The organism is Thermodesulfobacterium sp. TA1 (genome assembly GCF_008630935.1).
GTDB lineage: Bacteria > Desulfobacterota > Thermodesulfobacteria > Thermodesulfobacteriales > Thermodesulfobacteriaceae > Thermodesulfobacterium.
In genome coordinates this window covers 731,534-752,632 of the sequence record NZ_CP043908.1, presented here as the reverse complement: position 1 = coordinate 752,632, position 21,099 = coordinate 731,534, and the positions used below count along the sequence as shown (strand labels likewise).

Genomic DNA, 21,099 nt, shown 5'->3' with positions numbered 1-21,099 from the left:
GGTTTTTAACTTTTACCCATTACCTTAATTTTATAAGTAACTTTTCCATTATCAAAATTTTCATGCTGTATCATAGAATTTAAGGTATCGGATGTGGACCCTTTATTTTATGGGTATATTGTTTTAAAATTTTAATTTATGAAAATCAAAACTTGCTTTATCTGTAAAAAACAAAGCCTGGTTATTTCTCAAACTATTGGTGTATGCATAGACTGCGTAAGGCTAAGGTTTAAAGAAGCAATTCCCTTTATTCAAAAAGCACATACTAAAACAAGAGAAATCTTTAATCTACCTAAAATTATTCCTAAGGAAAGCGAAGGAAAAACTTGTTCAATCTGTTCTCTCTCTTGTAAAATTCCTGATGAAGGTTTCGGATATTGCGGACTTAAGAAAAACAAAAAAAATTTTTTATCGGGTTGTGATGCACGATTAGCTAAGGTTTCTTGGTATTTTGACCCTTTACCAACAAACTGTGTTGCAGACTGGATTTGTCCAGGAGGCACAGGTATAGGTTATCCCCAATACGCTTACAAACCTTCAGCTGAACAAGGCTACTATAACCTTGCGGTTTTCTTTCATGCCTGTAACCTTAACTGCCTTTACTGTCAAAACTGGCGTTTTAGAGAGCTTACTTTTTCGAGTAAATGGGTTAGTATAGACTCTATGCTTTCTATTCTTAATGAAAAGATAGCCTGTGTATGTTTCTTTGGAGGGGACCCATCTCCTCAAGCCCACTTTGCCATAAAGTTTAGCCAAAAAGCTTTAAAAATAAAAAAAAAATAAAATACTTCGCATCTGCTGGGAAACAAACGGATTGTTTTCAAAAAATTTTTTAAAAAAAGCGGTAGAACTTGCTTTAGAATCTGGTGGGATCGTTAAATTTGACTTAAAAGCCTTTAGTAAAGAAGTTCATTTTGCCTTGACTGGGTACGGAAACGAAATAATTTTAGAAAACTTTGCGGAGGTAGCTCAATATTTTAACCAGAGAAACGAAGTTCCTTTACTTACAGCAAGTACCCTTCTTGTCCCAGGATATGTTGATGAAAAAGAGGTGGAAGGAATAGCAAAGTTTATTGCAAGTTTAAATCCAGAAATTCCCTATAGGTTGCTTGCCTTTTATCCCCATTTTTATATGAAAGATTTGCCTCTTACCTCAAAAGTTTTTGCCCTGCGTTGTATTGAAATTGTAAAAAATGCAGGCTTAAAAAAGGTATCTATAGGTAATATCCATTTATTGACTTAGTTTTTTAAAAACCTTTAAACTGCCTTGGTGGTTAGTTTTGTATAATATGTTTTAAAGCATTCTTTATTTCTGGATAATTAAACGTAAAACCTTCTTTTATCAATCTTTCTGGATAAGCTTTTATACTGGCAAGGATACTTTCAGCCAGTTCTCCTAAAACTAACTTTAACATAAATTTAGGAACCCTAAAAAAGGCAGGCTTTCTTAAAACCTCAGCCAAAGCCCTGGTAAATTCTTTGTTGGTTACAGGTTGAGGAGAAGTAAAATTAAAAACTCCTTCAAGGTCTATTTCTATCAAAAAAAGCAACCCGGCTACTAAATCCTGGATATGTATCCAGGAAAACCATTGTTTTCCGTTGCCTAAGGTTCCTCCTAATCCCCATTTAAACACAGGTAAAACCTTCTTTATCATCCCTCCCTTTCCAAGCACAATCCCAAAACGAGTTATAGCAACCTTACATCCTTTTTCTTTAGCTGCATTTGCCTTTTTTTCCCATTCTACACATACCTTAGCCAAAAAATCATCCCCTGGTGGGGCTGTCTCGTCTACCAAAACATCCCCTCTATCTCCATAATATCCTATGGCTGAAGCGTTTACTAAAAAAGAACCTTCTTTTAAAGAGTTAACGATGTTCTCTGTAGATTTAATCCTGCTTTCTAAAATCAGTCTCTTGTACTCTTCAGTCCATTTTCCAAATATGTTTTGGCCGGTTAAATTGATTACTACTTCAAACTTCGGAACTTCAGCTTGCCAACTTCCTTCTTTTACAGGATCTCCTACGATAAAATCACAACCTGAGAATCGAGTTTTAACTTTTTCTAAATCTCTTACCAAGAGGGTTGGTTTAAAACCTCGGTTTAACAGTTCAGACACCAAATAACCACCAACAAAACCTGTCCCACCAACCACAAGTATCTTTTTCATCATAAGGGTTATCCTTATCGATTTTTATTTTTATATAAAATTTTATCTTAAAAAAACTAAAAAGTAAATAAGACCTACTAAAATTCGATAAACCCCAAAGACAAAAAAACTATGTTTAGCGATAAACCTAAGAAAGGTTTTAACGGTTATTAAAGCGGTAATAAAGGCAAAGATAAAACCTACCAAAAGGGTTTGCCAGTCCTGGAAAGATATTTCTGAGTAGGATTTAAATAAATCATAACTGGTTGCAGCAAACATGGTTGGAAAAGCTAACATAAAAGAAAATTCCGCCGCAGCCTTTCGGTTAAGTCCTACCAACATCCCTCCTATGATGGTTGCTGCAGAACGAGAAACCCCAGGAACCATCGCTAAAGCTTGAAAAATTCCTATTAAAGGGGCTTTCTTCAGGCTAACTTCCTTAACATCTTCCATTTTCTTACCCTTCTGAAAGAGTCTATCTACAAATAAAAGAACTACTCCTCCTAAAATTAAGTTTATTACTACTAAAAGGTCATTACCTATAAAAAATTTTTTAATAATTTTATACAGCAGAAAACCTAAAACCCCTGTAGGAATAAAGGCTAAAATAATCCTTTTCCAAGTTTCAAAATCTTTTAAAAACCTCTCAAAATAAAGAAACAAAATCGCAAGAATAGAACCCAACTGAATGGCTATTTCAAAGGTCTTGGTAAAGTTAGTATGAGGAATTCCTAAGATATGAGCGGTAAGGATAAGATGGCCTGTAGAAGAAACAGGTAAAAACTCGGTTAAACCTTCTACTATCCCTAAAATCGCCGCATGAATAAGATCCATAAAGAACCTCCTGATTAAGATAAATATTTCAAGTTATTCACCTAACCAGCCTTTTATTTTTCTTAACTTTTGTTAAATTGATTAAACATAATCGATTTTTTGGTTTATACAACAAACAATTTTGATGATCCTATAAAAGATTTTTAATAGAAAGGGAGAAAAAATGAGGTATCGTATCGTTTATTTTGGAAGTCCAGAGTTTGCCATCCATCCTCTTGAGGGTCTTTATGAGAAAGAAAAAGTTCTTGCAGTAGTTACCCAACCAGACAAGCCCCAAGGAAGAGGATTAAAAACCTTACCCTGTGCGGTAAAAAGTTGGGCTTTAGGAAAAGGGCTTTATGTATTAGACCCTCCAAAGATAAAAGGAAACGAAGAGTTTTTAAAGGCTTTAAAAGACTTATCTCCAGAGCTTATCGTAGTTTGCGCTTATGGGAAGATTTTACCTAAGGAAGTCTTAGAGGTCCCTAAGTTTGGATGCTGGAACATACATGCTTCTTTATTACCTAAGTATAGAGGGGCTTCTCCTATCAACTGGGCTATTTTAGAAGGAGAAAAAGAGACAGGGATAACCATCATGCTTATGGATGAAGGCTTAGACACCGGTCCTATCCTTTTACAAAAAAAAATACCTATAAATCCAGAGGATAACGCCTTAACCTTATCCCAAAAGCTTAGCCAACTTGGAAAAGAAGCTATCTTAGAAGCCATAGAACTACATAAAAAAGGTTTATTAAAACCTACTCCTCAGCCTGATGAAGGGGTTTCTTATGCACCTTTGCTGAAAAAAGAGGACGGATTTTTTACCTTCGAAGACCCTGCCTGGCTTATAGAAAGAAAGGTAAAAGCCTTTATCCCATGGCCTACAGCCTATACCTATATCCAGGGAAAAATCTTTAAGGTTTACCAGGCGAAAGCCCAACCTTCCGAAAAGGAAATCCCAGGGAAAATTCTAAGAATAAACCAAGAAGGGCTTTTGGTGGCAACCTCAGAAGGAGCTATTCTGTTGATAGAAGTCCAGCCAGAAGGAAAAAAAAAGATGTCTGGGTTTGAGTTTGCCTGCGGCAGAAGGTTTAAACCTGGAGACCTCCTTATTTAAATTGCGGAAGTTTTCCTTTATGTAACACCTGTAATAAAGGCGAAGCTAAGAAAATAGAACTGTAGGTTCCAACGATAAAACCTATGGTTAAAGCTAAAGCAAAATCTCTTATCACGACCCCTCCAAACAAAAGAAGGCTCAAAGACCCAAAAAGAGTAGTAAGCACTGTGATTATCGTTCGAGAAAATACATCGTTAATACTCTTGTTGATAAGCTGATCAAAGTTAGCAAAACTGTATTTTTGCAAGTTTTCTCTGATACGGTCAAAAATTACCACCGTGTCGGTTAAAGAATAACCTGCCAAGGTAAGAAGGGCTGTAATAAAAAGTAGGTTGATTTCTTTTCCTAAAAGATAAAACAAAGCAAAAGTTACTAAAACATCGTGTAAAGTCGCTAAACCTGCAGCTATACCAAAATAAACGTTAAACCTAAAGGCTAAATAAACGATAATACCTAAAAGTGAGCCTAAAATGGCTAAAGCGGCTTTGTGTTTTAATTCCTTACTTATGGTAGACCCTATCTCCTCTTTGGCAACCACACTAAATTTATAATCCGGTAAATTTTTATTTAAAACTGAAAGAATATAATTTACTTCATCTGTAAGACTTTCCTTACTACTTTTTACCTTAAGAAGCACCATGTTTTCCTTTTTTATGTCCTGGAGCATAAAATCTTTTATTCCATTTTCTTCGAGGGTTTTTCTTAATAATTCTAAGTTAGGGGTTTTTTCACTGGAAAGATAGATTATCGTTCCTCCTGTAAAATCAATGCCCAAATTGGCTTTACCTAAAAACGCCTGCACCATCCCCAAACATCCAATCAAAGAAAGGATTAAAGATAAAATAGCAAAAGGTTTCTTAAACTTCATAAAATTAAAGTTTGGATTTTTGATTAATTCAAAAAACTTTACCTTAAATTCTTTACCTTTTTCATAAAGATATTCGTAAAAAATCTTGGTTACAAAGATAGCGGTAAAAAGATTTACTAAAATAGAGATAGATAAAGTCACTGCAAACCCTCTGATAGGACCGGTGCCAAAGATAAAAAGGATTAAAGAGGTGATAAGGACGGTTACATGGGCGTCAAAAATAGTCACAAAAGTTCTAGAATATCCTTGAAAAATCGCAGAAAACTCTGTTCTTCCTGTTCTTAATTCTTCTCTTATCCTTTCAAAAATAAGTACGTTTGAATCAACCCCCATACCTATGCTAAGGATAATACCTGCAATTCCTGGAAGAGTAAGGGTAGCTTGGAAAGCAGAAAGCAGGGCTAAAAGAAAATAAACGTTTAACACCAAAGCAATAACCGCGATTACCCCTGATATTTTATAATAAATAGAGGTAAAGACGATAACCGCAGTTGCTCCTATCAATCCTGCTATTATACCTTTTTTGATAGAGTCAGCACCTAAGGAAGGACCTATAGTAATATTTTGTAAAATCTTTACCGGAGCTGGTAAAGCCCCTGCCCTTAAAACTAAAGCCAGGTCAGAGGCTTCTTGCATAGAAAAACTTCCGGTAATTTGGGCCTCTCCCCCTGAAATTTTTTCTTTAATTACCGGAGCTGACCGAACCACTTCGTCAAGCACAATCGCTAAACGCCTGCCTACATTTTCTGCAGTAATAAGTTCAAATATCTTTGCTCCTCTTGAATCAAACTGGATCCATACATAAGGCTCGTTATTCTGCGGATTAATCCTTACCTGGGCGGTTTTTAAATAAGTTCCTGTTAGCATGACCTCTTTTTTTAGCACGATAGGCTTTTTGATAACCTTTCCGGTTTCCCTATCTTTTTCAACCACAAAATAAAATTGAGAATCTTGAGGTATATAAGAAGAAAGGACTTTTCTCCATTCTTCTATTGGGGCATCCAGAGAAATTTTACCTGATTCTACCAAAGACCTAACCAAAACTTCTAAATCAAGCCTTTGCATCGTCTCTTCGTCTACCAACCTAAACTCAAGTTGAGCGGTTTGTCCTATAATATTTATAGCTCTTTCTGGGTCTCTAAGCCCTGGTAGCTGAACGACTATCTTGTCTTTCCCTTGTTTGGTGATAACCGCCTCTGAAACCCCAAACTGGTCTACCCTGTTTCTTATTACTTCTAAAACCTGGGTTAAAAGGTTTTCTTTTATATAATCAATCTGTGTCTTAGATAAGGTTACCTCAACTAAAAAGACGCTACCTTCTTGGTATTCTTTGGCTATGGTTATCTCTTTAAAACCCTTTAGAACCTCTTCCTTAAAAGCCACCACATCTTTTTGGTCTTTAAACTTAAAAACAGCGCTGAGTCTATCTATCGATACGTCGTAGGTAGAGGAAACTAATTTATTTAGTTGAGCTTTAATGTCTTGAATATAGTTTTCAAATTGGTTTTGCATAGCTTTATCCATGTCAGGCTGTAAAACCAGATGGACCCCACCTTTTAAATCAAGTCCAAGCTTAAGCTCTCCTCGATAGACGTATTTTTTGAACCAAGGAGGAAGGTTAGGCACAAAAGTAGGTAAAAGTAAGAGACCGGCAAATCCTATCAAAAAAAGAAGAAAAAGGATTTTTAACTTGAGTTTTAGAGACAACCTTTACCTCCTGATGTCTTATTTTCCACAGCCTAAGGCATAACTAAACCAACTTAGATTATAGTCTAAAAGTTCTATAAAGCTACCTTGAAACCTATAGGTTCCTCCAGACCAAAGTTTTATCACCTCTACTCCTTTATTTTTAAACCAAGAAACATAGCGTTCAAACTCCGGGTCGGTTAAAAAAACAACCTTAGGATGCCTTTTTTCTACATTTTGTAATATCTCTGTAAGAAGTTTTACGCTAGGCTCCCCTTCTTTGTGATGTCCCTTAATAAGGGTTTTTTCTTTTATTCCGTAAGGCTCTAATAGATATCCAAACACAGGATGTCCTAAAATATAGACCTCTTTATACCTGCAATTTCTTAAGCTTTTAGCCTTTTCTTCTAATTTAACAAGATTGTGCAAAAACAGCTGCAACCTTTCATGATAAAAATCTCGGTTAAAAGGGTCTCTTGTCTCTAAAAAATTAACCAAATTTGAAACGAGCGCCTTAACCCTGCTTAAATCAAACCACAAATGCGGGTCTTTAAACCTGGTTTGTCCTTGCGCTAAAGTTAGTAAAGGTTTATTAGCCCTTATTTGATAGGTTTTCATAGCCCAATGTTCTGTACCTACGATAATCACCAAGTCTGCCCTTCTAATAAAGTTCCATTGAGAAGGAGTAGGCTCAAAACTATGAAAATCTTTGTTTTCAGATTGTAAGGTAATAACTTGATGCTTGGTAGAAACTATTTCTTTTACGATTTTTTCTAAAGCTGAGTTTGAAACCACAAGATTAAGGGCTAAGACTTTATTATTTCCCAAAAAAATAAAAATTAATAAAACACATAAAATTTTAAGGACTTTCATAAACTTCTCCCTAAGCTTATTTATCGTTTTAAAGATAACACGTTAGTTTTCTATGTCAATTTTTAGAAGATACTATTAATATTGTGAGTTTAAATTTATAAACGTAACCAAAGAGTTTTCATGAAAAGTTATCTAATCAAATTCATAGGAAAAATAGATTTTTAGTCCTTTGGTCTCGGCATAATTTCTAACTTGAGGAGAAGTTTGATGGGTAACCAGGACCAACACTTTTTTCTCTGGGAAAAACTTTTCTAACCTTTGCACTCGCTTGATAAATTGGTCTATATCAGATTTTTTAAGCTGCGCCTTGGCCTCACCTATAATAACTACAGGTTCTTCCCCAAGTTTGCCCCTACCTAAAATATTTATTTCTTCATATTTATTGGGTAAAACCTCTATATAGTCTCTTATGATCCTTCCTTCAACTTCAACGTTAAAATCCCTTTTAAGTAGTTTAGGAAGGTATTTATACGCTTCGTTTTCTAAAACATACCCTACGGTGTGTGCTAAACCACCGAGTTGTTCCCTTGTGATTTTATGAGCCTCTGCCAGCTTTTTATGAGATACCACAAGCTCTGCTACGATTTGGGAAAGACTTTTCAATTCTTCCTCAGTCCTCTTCTGAGCCTCTGCTAACTCATTTACTTTTTCTGCTAATCCATTTACTCTCTCCTCAGTCCTCTTTTGAGCTTCCGCTAACTCATTTACTTTTTCTGCTAATTCATTTACTCTCTCCTCAGTCCTCTTTTGAGCCTCCGCTAACTCATTTAGTCTCTCCTCAGTCCTCTTTTGAGCTTCCGCTAACTCATTTACTTTTTCTGCTAATTCATTTACTCTCTCCTCAGTCCTCTTTTGAGCCTCCGCTAACTCATTTAGTCTCTCCTCGGTCCTCTTCTGAGCTTCCACTAACTCATTTAGTCTCTCCTCGGTCCTCTTCTGAGCCTCCGCTAACTCATTTAGTCTCTCCTCGGTCCTCTTCTGAGCTTCCGCTAACTCATTTAGTCTCTCCTCGGTCCTCTTCTGAGCTTCCGCTAACTCATTTAGTCTCTCCTCGGTCCTCTTCTGAGCTTCCGCTAACTCATTTAGTCTCTCCTCGGTCCTCTTCTGAGCCTCCGCTAATTCTGTTACAGCTTTTGTAAGGTTTCTTACCTCATTTTTAAGTTCAAGAAAATCCTCTCTTCTAACCATTTCTCCCAAAAATTTAACCAATCGTATAAAAGCGGCTTTTGTTTTAGGGTCTAACTCTTCCAAAGTTTCGTAAAGGTCTATCGGTATTACTTGCATATTTCTCTCCTAATTTATAAAAATAATTTTAATCACAACCTAAAAACTTATCAAGTCTTTAACAATATTGTCTCATTAGTTATGTAAAGTTTTGAGGAATAGAAAAGGGCATAGGAGCTTCCCTAAAGATTAACACAAAAAATTACCTACCTTTTCATTCTTTAGAAGAATTTTTAACCTTGTTTCATAAGACGCTCAACAAGCTACTTAAAAAATATCTTGGAAAATCTTATACTTGAGGTGGTAAAGATATCTCCTAAGAAAAGGGTCAACTGAGAGGTTATTATACTTGATCTTGAAAGAACTACCAAAACTATAGATATTTTAAAAAATAATAGACGAAATAATCGCACCAATGAGAACTACATAAAAAATATTTATTTTTTTATAAAGAGCTAAAAAACTCCCTAAGGCTATCGTTAGTTTTAAAAAATTCCACTCTACTAAAATAATAAATTTAAAAGTTGCAAAAAGAAGTAAACCCGAAAAAGAGGCTAAAAGCCCTTTTTTTGCTCTTAAAAAGATTTTTGAATTTCTTATTTTTTCAGAAATTTCAGAAGCAAAAGCCATTATTATAAAAGAAGGGATAAAAACTGAAATTGTGGCTACTATAGCACCTAAAAAACCTCTTATTAAGTATCCTACAAAGGTTGCTGTAATGACGATAGGTCCTGGGGTTATCTGTCCAAGGGCAATTCCATCCATAAAGGTTTTACTATCAAGCCAATGTAGTCTATCTACAATTTCATGTAACATCAAAGGTACAGAGGCGTATCCTCCTCCAAAGGCAAAAAGATCTATTTTCATCATAATCAAAGAAAGTTTGAAAAGAAATTTGTCCAAGAAATAAAGAAAAATTAATCCTATAAATAGGATTAAAATAAAAATGCCTACAAAATTAAACTTTTTTGAGTTTTGGAATTTATGGTCAGGAGTGTCTTTAAAAATTATTTGAGAAAGAAGAAAACAAGCTATAATTATCAGGAAAGGACTAATTTTAAAAAGAAAAAGCAAAAAAGAAAAAATAGCTACGATTATCTTACCTACTGATTTAATTACAGGTTTTGCAAAACTTAAAAAAGCATTAGCAACAATAGCAACAACTATTGCTTGTAGACCAGCAAAAATAGAGATAACCTCTGGAAGGTTATAAGTTTTGGTATAAACATAGGATAAAAAAAGCATAAGCAGAAAAGCGGGAAGTCCAAAAGATATAAAACTAACAAGCCCACCTATATTTCCTCTGGTTTTAAATCCAACATAAGCTACAACTTGCATAGCAGTTGCACCTGGAATAGCCTGAGCAAGGGCAACTCCTTCCTGAAAGGTTTTTTCATCAAGCCATTTCTTTTTATCTACAGCTAAGTCCTGGATGTAGGCAACCATCGCAGGACCACCAAAAGCAGTAAGCCCAAGTTTTAAAAAAGAGAAAAATAAGTCTCTTATTCTAATAGGTTTCATTTTGTTTAAATTATACCTTTAAAGATTAAACATTAATCGTAAGAAATACCCTAAAATATTTACTTAGAGTTAATCATATTAATAATTCCAGATTTTACAAGCTTCTCTAAAACTTTTCTTTGCCTTTCGTTTAACTTCTTCATCTGAAAATTCCAAAATTATTTCCCAGAGGTTTCCGTTTCTTTTGTTTATCTGCTGGTAAACCTTAAAAGTGGAATAATCGTTTTCAAAACGATCTTACAGAGGATGGAACAATTGCACAACACATTCTTTCGCGAGACACGATAATAAACGCTTCAAGCTTAAACTTAGCTAATCTTAGCCTCACTTCAAGTCATGTCTCAAGAAAAACCACTTTCTAATCTCAATGGCTATAAAAGTCAAAACTGGAATGAACATCACATAAAGGAGCTCTCTAATACCAAGGATTACAGCGTGAAAATAGTGAGGAATCGCATAGATAGCCATAAGCTGAAGCAAGCCACCTATGAGGACTCCCAAGTATATGTAGGGATTTAGTTGCATGTACTGGACTGGATTTTTAAAGAAAGGCTTCTCGCCAATCTCTTGGATACCAACAGCCCACTGAGTAACTGCTGCTGAGGTAAAGCTTATAGTCAGAGCAACTTCGTAGGGATAAATATTCACAAGATATTTGAACAAAAAGAAATGAGAAAAAGCCATAAATAAACCATTGTAGACTATTTTGAACATCTGTTCTTTACCTAAGAAAACTTTCTCCGGTTTCTTAGGCTTTTCCTTCATGGGTTCCCCTTCATACTTAGTGAAGGGATAGGCTTTATCTTGAGCCCCATCGGTTACAAGGTTTATCCAGAGTATTTGCGTGGCGTAAAGCGGCAAGGGCAAGCCCATGATAATGGCTAAAGAGTTGTATAACACCTCAAAGACACTGGTAGAAAAAAGATATCTTATGACTTTAGATATATTTTTAGCAATGAGCCTCCCTCGCTTGATGGCATTAACTATTATCGCAAGGTTGTTGTCGGTGATGATCATCTTTGCGGCATCCTTTGCCGCTTGAGAACCCGAACCCATAGCTATGCCAAGGTCAGCCACCTTGAGGGCTGGCACATCGTTTACACCATCACCGGTAACCACTACGATTTCCTTCTTTGACTGAAGCACCTTTACAATACGGTATTTGTCATCAGGTACGGCCCGAGCAACTACTGAGACCCTTTTTAGGACCTCATAGAGCTCATCATCATTATACTTAGCGAGATCTTTCCCCTCTATCGTGAGGTCATTTTTAGAATGAAGACTCACCATCTCCGCTACTGCTCTTGCGGTGAGTAAATTGTCACCGGTTATCATTATAACCTTTATGCCAGCCTTTTTTGCTTGAAGGATAGCCTCCTTTACCCCTTCCTTTGGTGGGTCAAGAAAACCCATTAGGCCTAAGATCTGAAATCTTATTTCATCAACGTTTTTCGGTACGTCCTTTAGTCTTGCATAGCCAAAGGCTAAAACCCTTAATCCCTTTTTTGCAAGACTATCATGAATGGCAAAAAATTCTGTTGGACATTCACCTTCGCACATCTTAGAAAGGCTCTCAAAAGAACCCTTGATGTAGAAATCTATCCCCCCTTCTTTGGCTATTACCGCAGTAGCCATGAACCGCTTTTTCGTGTCAAAAGGCTCTTCCCAGACTCTTGGGTATTCTTCTCTTAAGACTCTGTAGTCAACCTCTTTGTCCTTTAACCATTCAAGAAGGCTCACTTCCAATGGATCGCCCTTTCCCTCACCATCTACAAGCTCAGCATCGTTGCAAAGGGCACAAGCTAAGATGAATTTTTCTTCATCAATGGTTACATAGTCAGCAACCTTAAGCTTCCCTGTAGTGATAGTTCCGGTTTTATCAGAACATATGAAGGTAGCACTACCTAAGGTTTCAACCGAAGGAAGGTACTTTGCTAAGACATTCTCTCGAGAAAGCCTTATGGCTCCTATAACCAGCGTTATGGTAACCACAATTGGAAACCCCTCAGGCACAGCAGACACAAGCTGAGCTATGGCAAAAAATACGATAGTTTTGGCTTCCCTTCCCTGGTGAATACCAATTAGAACGAGTACAGAGAGAAGAAAAACAAGAATAATGACCCACCTTTTACCTAAAGCGCCGAGAGCCTTAATGAGTGGGCTCTCAGGCGACTTTTCCTGCATCTTCTTAGCAATCTTCCCCACTTCGGTATTTTCTCCAGTAGCATACACCAGAGCGATGGCTTTCCCCTTAACAACCGTTGTTCCCTTGAAGACAAGGTTTTTTCTTGCATGGATTGGGGTATCCTCTTTAAGAACTACTTGGGCTATTTTCTCTGCAGGGATAGACTCTCCGGTAAGCAGAGCCTCATCTACCATCAAGCCTGTAGCAGAGATTAGTCTTAGATCAGCTGGCACAACATCCCCTTCTCCAAGCAAAACTACATCTCCAGGTACAAGCTCCCTTACATCCACCTCTACTTCTCTGCCATCCCTTAAAACTCTTACCTTAGCCTGAGCAAGCTTCCTCAAAGCCTCAACGGAAGCAAGAGCCTTTAACTCTTGATAGAAGCCTATCAAGCCGTTAGCCAAAACCAAACCAAAGATAACTATGGCATCTTTTAGGTCTCCAAGAAAAAAAGCTAAAAACCCGGCACAAATTAAGATCAAGATGAAGGGACTGGTAAACTGCCTGATAAAAACCTTAAGCTTGTTTTCTTTTTCTTCCTTTAACTCGTTGGGACCATAAAATTGCAACCTTCTTTTTACTTCATCCTGAGAGAGACCACCAACTGAAGCAGAAAGCCTTTGCAAAGCCTCATCTACGGTAAGTTGATGCATCATCTCTTTGATCTCAGAAATTCTTTTGTTGTAAAGATTATATCGTATTATACTCTTTTAGGCAAAAAATCCAAAGTATTCTCTCTGTTTCACTTCCCCTTAAAATTCCTCTCAAATTGATCCGTTGTATAAATATAACAATCCTTTTTTAGACACTACAATTATTTGAGGTATTAAAACATGTTGCCTATTCTACAAAAAATTGCTCTCTAATCTCGTTTAAAGAAATTAGAGAGCAATTTAAGCTTATTTTTTGGGCTTTTGGTTTATAAAGTCTATTCTTCTCTTATTACCATATAAATCACGCTCCATTGAAGGCCTCGTTGATTGATAGGGTCGTTATATATGTCTGCTTTTCTTATAGACAGGTGGTCGTAGTTTCCAATAGAGGAGACTAAAGCTCTATCTAAAGGAGGTGGATTGCCGTTTCCTGTGGTAATCTGAAGCAAGGTTTGATGGTCAAAATAAGAGAGATAAGGAGGATAAAGGTCATCACTTTTTGCCGCTATCTTTTGAAAGATTACTATAGTATCCCAAACAGCCCCTACGTTTTTGATGGCTTCATCCCATTTTTTATCATAAATGGCTTTAGCCAAGGAAAGAGCTCCTACTGTAGCATTAACTATTTCATCCCTGCTGGGTGAACCAGAATCCTTTTCTAAAACCATGTATACAAAAATAAGCGGAGAATTTACTTCTATAGCCTGCGTTTTGTTTGAACCTCCTCCATAGACGTTTACATCTTGAGAAAAAAGCCAAGAATCTCCCTTTTCTACCCCCTTCCCTTCATCAGTCCTTCCGTATGTCTCATAGTTTGGGCCAAAGGCTGTCCACAAAACATAAGGTTCTTCTCCATCACATCCTCTTTCCCAACCTTCGTCATCGGCACAACGATGGGACATAATCCCTAATAATCTAATTTTATACTTCTCGTTTGCCCCAAACTTTTTAACCACCAAACTTTTATCACTCCAATCTCCAATTTTTTCATCTATAGAAAAAACACCGACCCATATTGGAAGTTCCTTTTGATTACTTAGCTTAGGTAAGGTTAGCAGATAACTTCCTGTATTAGGAATATTTCCTATCACATACTGACCTCCTTGCCACTTTAAAATCAGTTTAACCTGTTGCTGATAGTTAGCACTTTCCCATCTTATGTTATAAGTTTTTCCCTCTTCCCAAGTATCATCACCGTTAGGATAGATTATATGTATCCTTGGTCCATCGGTAGGTATTCTGTCAACTTTCCCTTCTAATCCTTCTAAGGAAGATTTTTTATCTATTTTTTCTAACCTCAAAAACTTGTTTATAGTTTCTCTTTTAACCGGTTGGGTTTCCCCTATTTTTAATACTTCTCGGTTAACGATCCTTCTTTCTAATTTATGCTCATATTTAGTAAGGGTTTCAGAAACGTTTACTACTAAAGACTGCGGAACCTTTAAGCCTGATAGGTTTTTAGCCAAGCTTTCTTCAAACTCTGACTTGCCACCTGGATAACCTTTTATATGCCTCTTAAGTAGTTGAGACACTATCCACAACATTTCGGGATTTTTAGCGTTTTCGATGGCTTCCTCTATCTCAGTTTGTTGTTTTTGCAGCTGATAAGCCATCTTTTTAGCATGGTCGGTAGAAGAAACATAAACCGTTCCTTTGAGTATATGAGAACTTTCATTTTTCAAAATACCTTTTGCCTGTGTAAACCCTGAAAACTCACTCCCTACTTTTAACCAAAACTTGTACCTACTGCTTAATCCTTCTACCGGATAAAAAACTTTTTGTACCCCTAAGTTGTTTTTAAGTAAAAGAATAAAAGAAAGGTCCTTGGTTTTTGTCTCTTTATTTTGCTCATAAACTAAAGTTTGTAAAACCTCTTCTACCTTTTTAGGGTCTGATATAGGTACCTTTTTAAGCAAAGGTTTTTGTATCGTAAGTTTTTCAGGAACAAATTTAACTGAGACCTCTGTCCCTCCTTTTTGCAAAGGAACATAAAACTCTAAGGTTTCTCCTGGTTTTAATTCCAAATTAAGCTTAGAAATCTTTACCGCTTCAGAAGGTATAGGGTCTGTATGTCCTAAAACAGCTTTTTTAGGAGCTATCCATTGAAGTTGAACTGGTTGACTAACTTTTTGTAAAGTCTGTTTCTGTAAAGTCTGAAAAGATTGAACCCTCAGAGGTTGGACCACCAAACCCAAAAAAATTAAGCAACTTAAAAATAATAAACTTTTTTTCATGATTTACCTCCTATCCTCACATTTACCTACCCATTTACCTTGCATGGTTTGAACAAACTCAGTATCTTTACTTTTAACGATTACACGTCCATCAAACTGGTCTCCTTTGTAAACCATAGAACCCTGGTTAACGATTGTTTCTCCCTCCTCTTTACATTCCATAATCCAAGAAATACTGTTTCCTTTCACCTCCTTTTGCTTATAAACACAGTTCTGGTTTGAAGAGGACATAGCTTGCCCTTGGATAGGGATAGCCTCATCTTTAGTAATACATTGGGTATAGACCTGATTAGGAAGTTTTCCAGGGTATGAAGAAGACTCCATGCTAACCGTTATTTCCCATTTTCCTTCTTTTAAGTCTATACCTGAACTCTTACTAACTTCCTTTTTACTACAGGCTGTTCCCCAAAGTCCTAAAAACAAAATAAAGAACAAAAACAACTTTTTCATAAGATAACCCCTCATAATTTTTTAATTTTTTCATCTAATTTTAGTTTAAGAAACTTTCCCAAAAAAAGTCAAATCCCTTTAGACCTAATTAGGTCTTCTTTTCTTGGGTTTTTCTTTATTTTTTAAATTTTTTAATTAAATTTTATAATTTTATAATTTTATAAAATTGTAAAATTTAAACAGAAGACTTGAATAAAAGACTACTTGAAGTCTATCGGCTAAAGTCGATGGTCTTGCACCTCGGCGTGCAGTCAGTCAAAGATATTGCGCTCATAAATAAGCCAATCACGAGGAGTAAGCGACAGCGCGTTCTATATCTTCATATAGTTCAGATCAAGCGCTTAGAGCTGCACCGCAGCCGACCAGGGTTGTGCAAGGGGACTAACTTGACAACTTTTAGAGCGCCCCCAACGGGATTCGAACCCGTGTCTCTGGCGTGAGAGGCCAGTATCCTAGTCCACTAGACGATGGGGGCTTTTTGAAACTTTAATGTTTAAAAATATAAATGGTTTCTATCTTTTGTCAAGTAAATTTAGTAAGGGTTGTTTAAAAAATATTATGAAGCTCTATCTCTCGGCTCAAAAATAAAGAGGTAGTTTCCTTGTTCGATAATATTAAAATCACAAATTACAAAGATATACCTCTTTTGCTTAATTCAAGCTTGGTTGAAGAAAAAACTTCCTTTGACTTTCTAATAACGTTTTAAAAAAAAATAAACCTTCAAAAAAATTTTTTTATTAGATAAAAGAGAAGACATTGATATCTTTAAAACCTTTAACTAAAAAAATCAGTCTTGACTTTTTGTACAGTTTATTATATAAAACAAGTAAGTAATTACAAACATTTTAAGGAGGTGAACTTATGTACGGATATGCAGGTAAAATCTTAAGGATTGATTTGACAAATCAAGAGATCAAGGTAGAAGACCTAAATACCGAATGGGCTAAGAAATATGTTGGAGGAAGGGGGCTTGCCAGTAAGTATCTCTTTGAAGAAATAGACCCTAAGGTAGATCCTTTTAGCCCTGAAAATAAGCTTATCGTGGCTACCGGACCTCTTACAGGGACCTCTGTTCCTACAGGTGGAAGGTATATGGTGATTACCAAATCCCCTCTTACAGGAGCCATCGCTTGTTCTAACTCAGGAGGATTTTTTGGGGCTGAGCTTAAGATGGCTGGTTATGATATGATAATACTTGAAGGTAAAGCCCCTAAACCGGTTTACATTGCTATTGAGGACGACAAAGTTGAGATAAAAGATGCTTCACATCTTTGGGGAAAGTTGGTTTATGAAACCACCGACTTTTTAAAACAAGAATACGGAGACAAAGCCAAGGTTCTTGCTATCGGTCCTGCAGGAGAAAAGCTGGTAAAAATTGCTGCGGTTATGAACGATTATGACAGGGCAGCCGGAAGGTCTGGGGTTGGTGCTGTGATGGGTTCTAAAAACGTAAAAGCTATCGTAGCCAAAGGAACCAAGGGAGTTTCTGTAGCTGATGAACAAAAGGTAAAAGATGTGGTAGCAAGTAAGATAAAGATTATCCGTGAAAACCCTGTTACTGGAGAAGGCTTACCGGCATACGGAACAGCCATTTTGGTAAACATCATTAACGAACATGGTATCTTTCCGGTAGCGAACTTCCAAAAAGCCTATACCCCTGAAGCTGATAATATAAGCGGTGAAACCATGGCAAAAACCATTCTAACCAAAAAACATGCTTGTTTCAGATGTCCTATAGCCTGCGGGAGAATAGTTAGATTAAAAGATGGAAAAGAAGTGGGTGGACCTGAATATGAAACCGTGTGGTCTTACGGAGCAGACTGTGAGGTATACGACCTAAACGCTATTGCTGAGGCTAATTACTGGTGCAACCAGTACGGGTTAGACACCATCTCTACAGGAGCTACCATAGCAGCAGCGATGGAGCTCTATCAAAAAGGATATATCAAAGATGAAGAGATAGCTAAAGATGGATTATCCCTTAAGTTTGGAGACCCTGAGGCTATAGTAGGTTGGACGATTAAAATAGGAAAAAGAGAAGGGTTAGGAGATAAACTGGCAGAAGGTTCTTATAGGCTGTGTGAAGCCTATGGAGTTGCAGAACTTTCCATGAGTGTTAAAAAACTAGAACTTCCTGCCTACGATCCAAGAGGCGTACAAGGCCATGGTTTGGTTTATGCTACTGCTAACAGAGGTGGTTGTCATGTTAGAGGATATCTTATCTCTGCTGAAATCTTGGGTATTCCTCAAAAGCTTGACAGATTTTCTCTTGAAAATAAGGCTGAATGGGCTAAACTATTCCAAGACCTTACCGCGGTGATCGATTCCCTTGGGATGTGTCTGTTTACTTCTTTTGCTTTAGGCCTTAAAGATTATGTAGACTTGATAAACGCTGTTTGTGGTACAGACTATACAGAAGAAACCTTACTTACTGCCGGAGAAAGAATAAACAACTTAGAAAGACTCTTCAACTTAAAAGCAGGTATAGACCCATCTCAAGATACCCTTCCTAAGAGACTTCTTGAAGAACCTATACCTGAAGGACCATCCAAAGGTGCAGTCCATAAGCTTTCAGAACTTCTGCCTAAGTACTATGAAGTAAGAGGTTGGGATGAAAAAGGCTATCCTAAAGAAGAAACTTTAAAAAGATTAGAAATCTAAAGTTTTAAAAAACCTATCTCAAACCAAGAGGGCTTCGGAAATTTTCCGAAGCCCTTTTTTATGAATATTTTAATGGGGGTTGCTATTGAGTTTTGAAAAGCTTTATTTAGAACTTACCAGTAAATGCAATCTTACCTGCAAAATATGTTATCGTCAGGGATGGCAAGAAACCTTACAGGACCTGGATTTTTCTCTTTTAGAAAAAATCTATCAAGAAACAAAAGGCTTGAATTTAAAAGAAATAGTTTTAGGTGGCATAGGAGAACCTCTTTTTTATCCTTACATAAAAGAAACTTTAAACCTCTTTTCACGATTTAACCTTACCTTAACCACAAACGGAACCCTTCTTAAAAACGAACTTTTAGAAATGGTTGCTACCAAAATTAGCAAAGTAGTAGTCTCTATCGATGGAAGTTTTAAAACCTATGAAAAGATAAGAGGTTATCCTTTAAACGAAGTTTTAAACAATCTAAAAGCTTTAAACAATATCAAACAAAAACTCAAATCTGAGCTCCCTTTTTTATCGGTTGAGTTTGTCTTATCTAAAGAAAACCAGAAAGAACTGCTTAAGATGGTAGAGATCTGTGCCGAGATAAAAGCCGACCAGCTTATCATCTCCCAGCTTGTACCTCAAACAGAGGTTAATAAAAACAAGATTTTATATAAAAAATATAACAATCAAAAACTTAAAAGTTTATTAGAAAAGGTAAAACTTTATGCTTTAAAAAAGGGATTAAAATTAGTTATTCCTAAGGTAGAACTAAAAACCGAAAGGTTCTGTCCTTTTATAGAAGAAAAAGCTCTGGTCGTGGGAGCAGACGGGAAGGTTTATCCCTGTTACAGATTTTCTCATTCTATGGTAGAATATATTTTTGGAAGAAAAAAAGAGGTCTTCAAGCACTCTTTTGGAGATTTAAGAGAAAAAAGCTTAATAGAAATTTTTAATACCTCCTCATATCAAGACTTCCGTTACCGTATCTATGCTAATAGATATCCCTCTTGTATTGACTGCGACTTGATAGACGGCTGTGAATTGGTAAAAACCTCGGAATGTGATTGTTATGCCCTTATGCCTTCTTGTGGAGATTGTCTGTGGAGCAGAGGGTTTGCTATATGTCCCTAAATTTGGGAGGAGGGAAAAACATGATAAAAGTAAAACTTTTTGCAACCTTAAGAGAAGGTAGAAAAAATGAAATAGATTTTGAGTTCTTTGAAGGTATAAACGGAAGATATATCCTTAACGCGCTTAACATCCCAGAAAAGCAGGTATCTATATTTTTGGTAAACGGAAGAGATAAATCCTTAGATGAACCTCTCTCTGATGGTGATGTAATAGCTATTTTTCCACCGGTAGGGGGAGGATAAACCTTGATAGAAAAAAGATATTTAAGAAACCTTAAGATGCTTTCTTTAGAAGAACAAAAAAAGCTAAAAGATACTAAAGTTTTAGTGGCTGGATGTGGAGGTCTTGGAGGTTATGTAGTTGAAATGCTTGCAAGACTGGGTATAGGTTTTATAACCGTAGTTGACGATGAAGTCTTTGAAGAAACCAACCTCAACAGACAGCTTTTTAGTGATGTTAATACCATCGGAAAGAAAAAAGCCTTAGTTGCTAAAGAACGAATTTTAGCGGTCAACCCTGAGGTATCAGTAAATCCAGTCTTAACTAAGATAGAAGAAAACAACGCAAAAGAAATACTCGCAGGGCACGAGATGGTGGTAGACGCCCTTGATAGCATACCCCACAAGATTCTTCTCGAAAGAACATGTGAAGACCTAAAAATACCTCTCATTCATGGAGCAATAGCTGGTTGGTATGGCCAAGTTACTACCGTTTTACCCGGAGATAAAACTTTATCTATAATCTATAAAAACCGTTCTAATGGTATAGAAAAAGAATTAGGAACACCCTCTTTTTCTCCAGCTGTGATAGCAGGAATTCAAGTTAGCGAGGTGGTAAAAATAAGCTTAAAACGAGGAGAAATTCTTTCAAAAAAACTTCTCTACGTAGATTTACTTAATCAAGAATATCACAAAATAGAGTTGCATTTTTAAAAAACATCTGTTTAAATAGAAAAACATGAGATATGGTAGATGGTGCTGGAAAAAACATGGTTTTAAAGAGTGTGGTGTTAGGAAAACCCAGGCAAGAGAAGCCTTGATAGAACTTCTTAGTCAAACTGAAGGACATCTAACCGCCGAAGAAATCTTTTGGAAACTTAAAGAAGTTTTACCTGGTATAGGATTGGCTACTGTTTACCGAACCTTAGAACTTCTTACCCAATTGGGATTGGTTAAAAAATTAGATTTTCAAGAGGGTAAAGCCCGGTTTGAATTTATAAAACCTGAGGAAAGAGACCATCACCATCTTATTTGTAAAAACTGCGGTAAAATTTTTAACTATACCCCTTCTGAAGAATATCAAACCTTAAAAGAACTAACTGAAAAAATAAAAAAAGAATTTGGTTTTATGGTAGATACCTTAGAAATCCAAGCCTACGGACTCTGCAAAGACTGTCAAAAAGTTTAGAATTCTCAATCAGATATTTTTTTCTTGGCTCTAATAAGCGCTCTTCTTTAAAAACTTTTTAACCTTTTTTTCTTGTCATCCTCTAACAACATAGGAATGATCTCCTCAAGAAGCCTTTTCCCTTTCTCAAAAAA

The 21,099-nt window shown here is 36.4% G+C and carries 17 protein-coding genes and 1 tRNA gene; 8 read left to right on the top strand and 10 right to left on the bottom strand.

The genetic code is table 11. The features are described from left to right. Positions 1-138 precede the first annotated feature (138 nt). Together F1847_RS09340 and F1847_RS09335 are read left to right on the top strand one after the other, a co-directional pair. Positions 139-783 carry a radical SAM protein gene (locus F1847_RS09340; RefSeq protein ID WP_240702859.1) on the top strand — a complete coding sequence of 215 codons (645 nt, stop codon included), beginning with the start codon at positions 139-141 and terminating at the stop codon, positions 781-783. Between the two features lie 31 nt (positions 784-814). Beyond that, a complete protein-coding gene (locus F1847_RS09335; protein ID WP_240702857.1) occupies positions 815-1,243 on the top strand; it encodes a hypothetical protein in 429 nt (142 codons plus the stop codon). A gap of 31 nt (positions 1,244-1,274) precedes the next feature. Here F1847_RS09335 and F1847_RS03920 read toward each other — a convergent pair whose 3' ends face one another. Continuing rightward, a complete protein-coding gene (locus F1847_RS03920) occupies positions 1,275-2,168 on the bottom strand; it encodes a TIGR01777 family oxidoreductase (protein ID WP_168194260.1) in 894 nt (297 codons plus the stop codon). Between the two features lie 42 nt (positions 2,169-2,210). Next, complete coding sequence (locus F1847_RS03915; RefSeq protein ID WP_150071791.1) at positions 2,211-2,981, bottom strand: undecaprenyl-diphosphate phosphatase; 771 nt, start codon at positions 2,979-2,981, stop codon at positions 2,211-2,213. Between the two features lie 163 nt (positions 2,982-3,144). On the opposite strand from F1847_RS03915, the gene fmt reads away from it, so the two are divergent. Continuing rightward, positions 3,145-4,077, top strand: a complete 933-nt coding sequence (fmt, locus tag F1847_RS03910) for a methionyl-tRNA formyltransferase (protein ID WP_150071790.1) — start codon at positions 3,145-3,147, stop codon at positions 4,075-4,077. Here the strand turns inward: fmt and secD are convergent. The 8 genes from secD to F1847_RS03870 all read right to left on the bottom strand — a co-directional run bounded on the left by secD (position 4,070) and on the right by F1847_RS03870 (position 16,249). Beyond that, positions 4,070-6,652, bottom strand: a complete 2,583-nt coding sequence (gene secD / locus F1847_RS03905) for a protein translocase subunit SecD (RefSeq protein WP_150071789.1) — start codon at positions 6,650-6,652, stop codon at positions 4,070-4,072. The two genes, fmt and secD, sit on opposite strands and share 8 nt — an antisense overlap. Before the next feature lie 18 nt (positions 6,653-6,670). Beyond that, a complete protein-coding gene (locus F1847_RS03900) occupies positions 6,671-7,504 on the bottom strand; it encodes a metal ABC transporter substrate-binding protein (RefSeq protein WP_150071788.1) in 834 nt (277 codons plus the stop codon). A gap of 132 nt (positions 7,505-7,636) precedes the next feature. Then, positions 7,637-8,788, bottom strand: coding sequence for a chordopoxvirus fusion protein (locus tag F1847_RS09215; RefSeq protein WP_168194259.1), 1,152 nt, complete (start codon positions 8,786-8,788; stop codon positions 7,637-7,639). A gap of 324 nt (positions 8,789-9,112) precedes the next feature. Beyond that, the gene (gene chrA, locus F1847_RS03890) at positions 9,113-10,249 is read right to left on the bottom strand and encodes a chromate efflux transporter (RefSeq protein ID WP_150071787.1); all 1,137 of its coding nucleotides are present in this window, start codon (positions 10,247-10,249) and stop codon (positions 9,113-9,115) included. 324 nt (positions 10,250-10,573) lie between these two features. Next, positions 10,574-13,090 (bottom strand): cation-transporting P-type ATPase, encoded by a 2,517-nt coding sequence (locus tag F1847_RS03885; RefSeq protein WP_150071786.1) that lies wholly within the window; start codon positions 13,088-13,090, stop codon positions 10,574-10,576. A 275-nt stretch (positions 13,091-13,365) separates the two neighbouring features. Then, positions 13,366-15,324 carry a hypothetical protein gene (locus F1847_RS03880; RefSeq protein WP_150071785.1) on the bottom strand — a complete coding sequence of 653 codons (1,959 nt, stop codon included), beginning with the start codon at positions 15,322-15,324 and terminating at the stop codon, positions 13,366-13,368. 3 nt (positions 15,325-15,327) lie between these two features. Beyond that, the gene (locus F1847_RS03875; protein ID WP_168194258.1) at positions 15,328-15,774 is read right to left on the bottom strand and encodes a DUF3617 family protein; all 447 of its coding nucleotides are present in this window, start codon (positions 15,772-15,774) and stop codon (positions 15,328-15,330) included. A gap of 402 nt (positions 15,775-16,176) precedes the next feature. Further along, positions 16,177-16,249, bottom strand: a tRNA-Glu gene (locus tag F1847_RS03870). Positions 16,250-16,635: 386 nt separating this feature from the next. Here F1847_RS03870 and F1847_RS03865 point away from each other — a divergent pair. The 5 genes from F1847_RS03865 (at position 16,636) to F1847_RS03845 (ending at position 20,965) form a co-directional block, all read left to right on the top strand. Then, entirely contained in the window at positions 16,636-18,435 is a 1,800-nt protein-coding gene (locus F1847_RS03865) for an aldehyde ferredoxin oxidoreductase family protein (protein WP_150071783.1), read from the top strand. Between the two features lie 85 nt (positions 18,436-18,520). Beyond that, on the top strand, positions 18,521-19,558 hold the full coding sequence (locus F1847_RS03860) for a tungsten cofactor oxidoreductase radical SAM maturase (RefSeq protein ID WP_150071782.1): 1,038 nt from the start codon (positions 18,521-18,523) through the stop codon (positions 19,556-19,558). Between the two features lie 20 nt (positions 19,559-19,578). After that, the gene (locus tag F1847_RS03855) at positions 19,579-19,800 is read left to right on the top strand and encodes a MoaD/ThiS family protein (protein ID WP_150071781.1); all 222 of its coding nucleotides are present in this window, start codon (positions 19,579-19,581) and stop codon (positions 19,798-19,800) included. A gap of 36 nt (positions 19,801-19,836) precedes the next feature. Next, positions 19,837-20,490 carry a HesA/MoeB/ThiF family protein gene (locus tag F1847_RS03850; RefSeq protein WP_150072756.1) on the top strand — a complete coding sequence of 218 codons (654 nt, stop codon included), beginning with the start codon at positions 19,837-19,839 and terminating at the stop codon, positions 20,488-20,490. A gap of 25 nt (positions 20,491-20,515) precedes the next feature. Further along, positions 20,516-20,965: a Fur family transcriptional regulator gene (locus tag F1847_RS03845; protein ID WP_150071780.1), complete on the top strand. Its 450-nt coding sequence runs from the start codon at positions 20,516-20,518 to the stop codon at positions 20,963-20,965. The last annotated feature ends 134 nt before the right edge of the window (positions 20,966-21,099 follow it).

Bases quoted from the DNA above. Each gene is read 5' to 3' on its own strand.
- F1847_RS03850 (WP_150072756.1), top strand. From the start codon at position 19,837: ATGCTTTCTTTAGAAGAACAAAAAAAGCTAAAAGATACTAAAGTTTTA.
- F1847_RS03900 (WP_150071788.1), bottom strand. From the start codon at position 7,504: ATGAAAGTCCTTAAAATTTTATGTGTTTTATTAATTTTTATTTTTTTG.
- F1847_RS03880 (WP_150071785.1), bottom strand. From the start codon at position 15,324: ATGAAAAAAAGTTTATTATTTTTAAGTTGCTTAATTTTTTTGGGTTTG.
- F1847_RS03875 (WP_168194258.1), bottom strand. From the start codon at position 15,774: ATGAAAAAGTTGTTTTTGTTCTTTATTTTGTTTTTAGGACTTTGGGGA.
- F1847_RS03915 (WP_150071791.1), bottom strand. From the start codon at position 2,981: ATGGATCTTATTCATGCGGCGATTTTAGGGATAGTAGAAGGTTTAACC.
- F1847_RS03865 (WP_150071783.1), top strand. From the start codon at position 16,636: ATGTACGGATATGCAGGTAAAATCTTAAGGATTGATTTGACAAATCAA.
- F1847_RS03845 (WP_150071780.1), top strand. From the start codon at position 20,516: ATGAGATATGGTAGATGGTGCTGGAAAAAACATGGTTTTAAAGAGTGT.
- chrA (WP_150071787.1), bottom strand. From the start codon at position 10,249: ATGAAACCTATTAGAATAAGAGACTTATTTTTCTCTTTTTTAAAACTT.
- F1847_RS03885 (WP_150071786.1), bottom strand. From the start codon at position 13,090: ATGCATCAACTTACCGTAGATGAGGCTTTGCAAAGGCTTTCTGCTTCA.
- F1847_RS09215 (WP_168194259.1), bottom strand. From the start codon at position 8,788: ATGCAAGTAATACCGATAGACCTTTACGAAACTTTGGAAGAGTTAGAC.
- F1847_RS03855 (WP_150071781.1), top strand. From the start codon at position 19,579: ATGATAAAAGTAAAACTTTTTGCAACCTTAAGAGAAGGTAGAAAAAAT.
- F1847_RS03920 (WP_168194260.1), bottom strand. From the start codon at position 2,168: ATGAAAAAGATACTTGTGGTTGGTGGGACAGGTTTTGTTGGTGGTTAT.
- F1847_RS09340 (WP_240702859.1), top strand. From the start codon at position 139: ATGAAAATCAAAACTTGCTTTATCTGTAAAAAACAAAGCCTGGTTATT.
- fmt (WP_150071790.1), top strand. From the start codon at position 3,145: ATGAGGTATCGTATCGTTTATTTTGGAAGTCCAGAGTTTGCCATCCAT.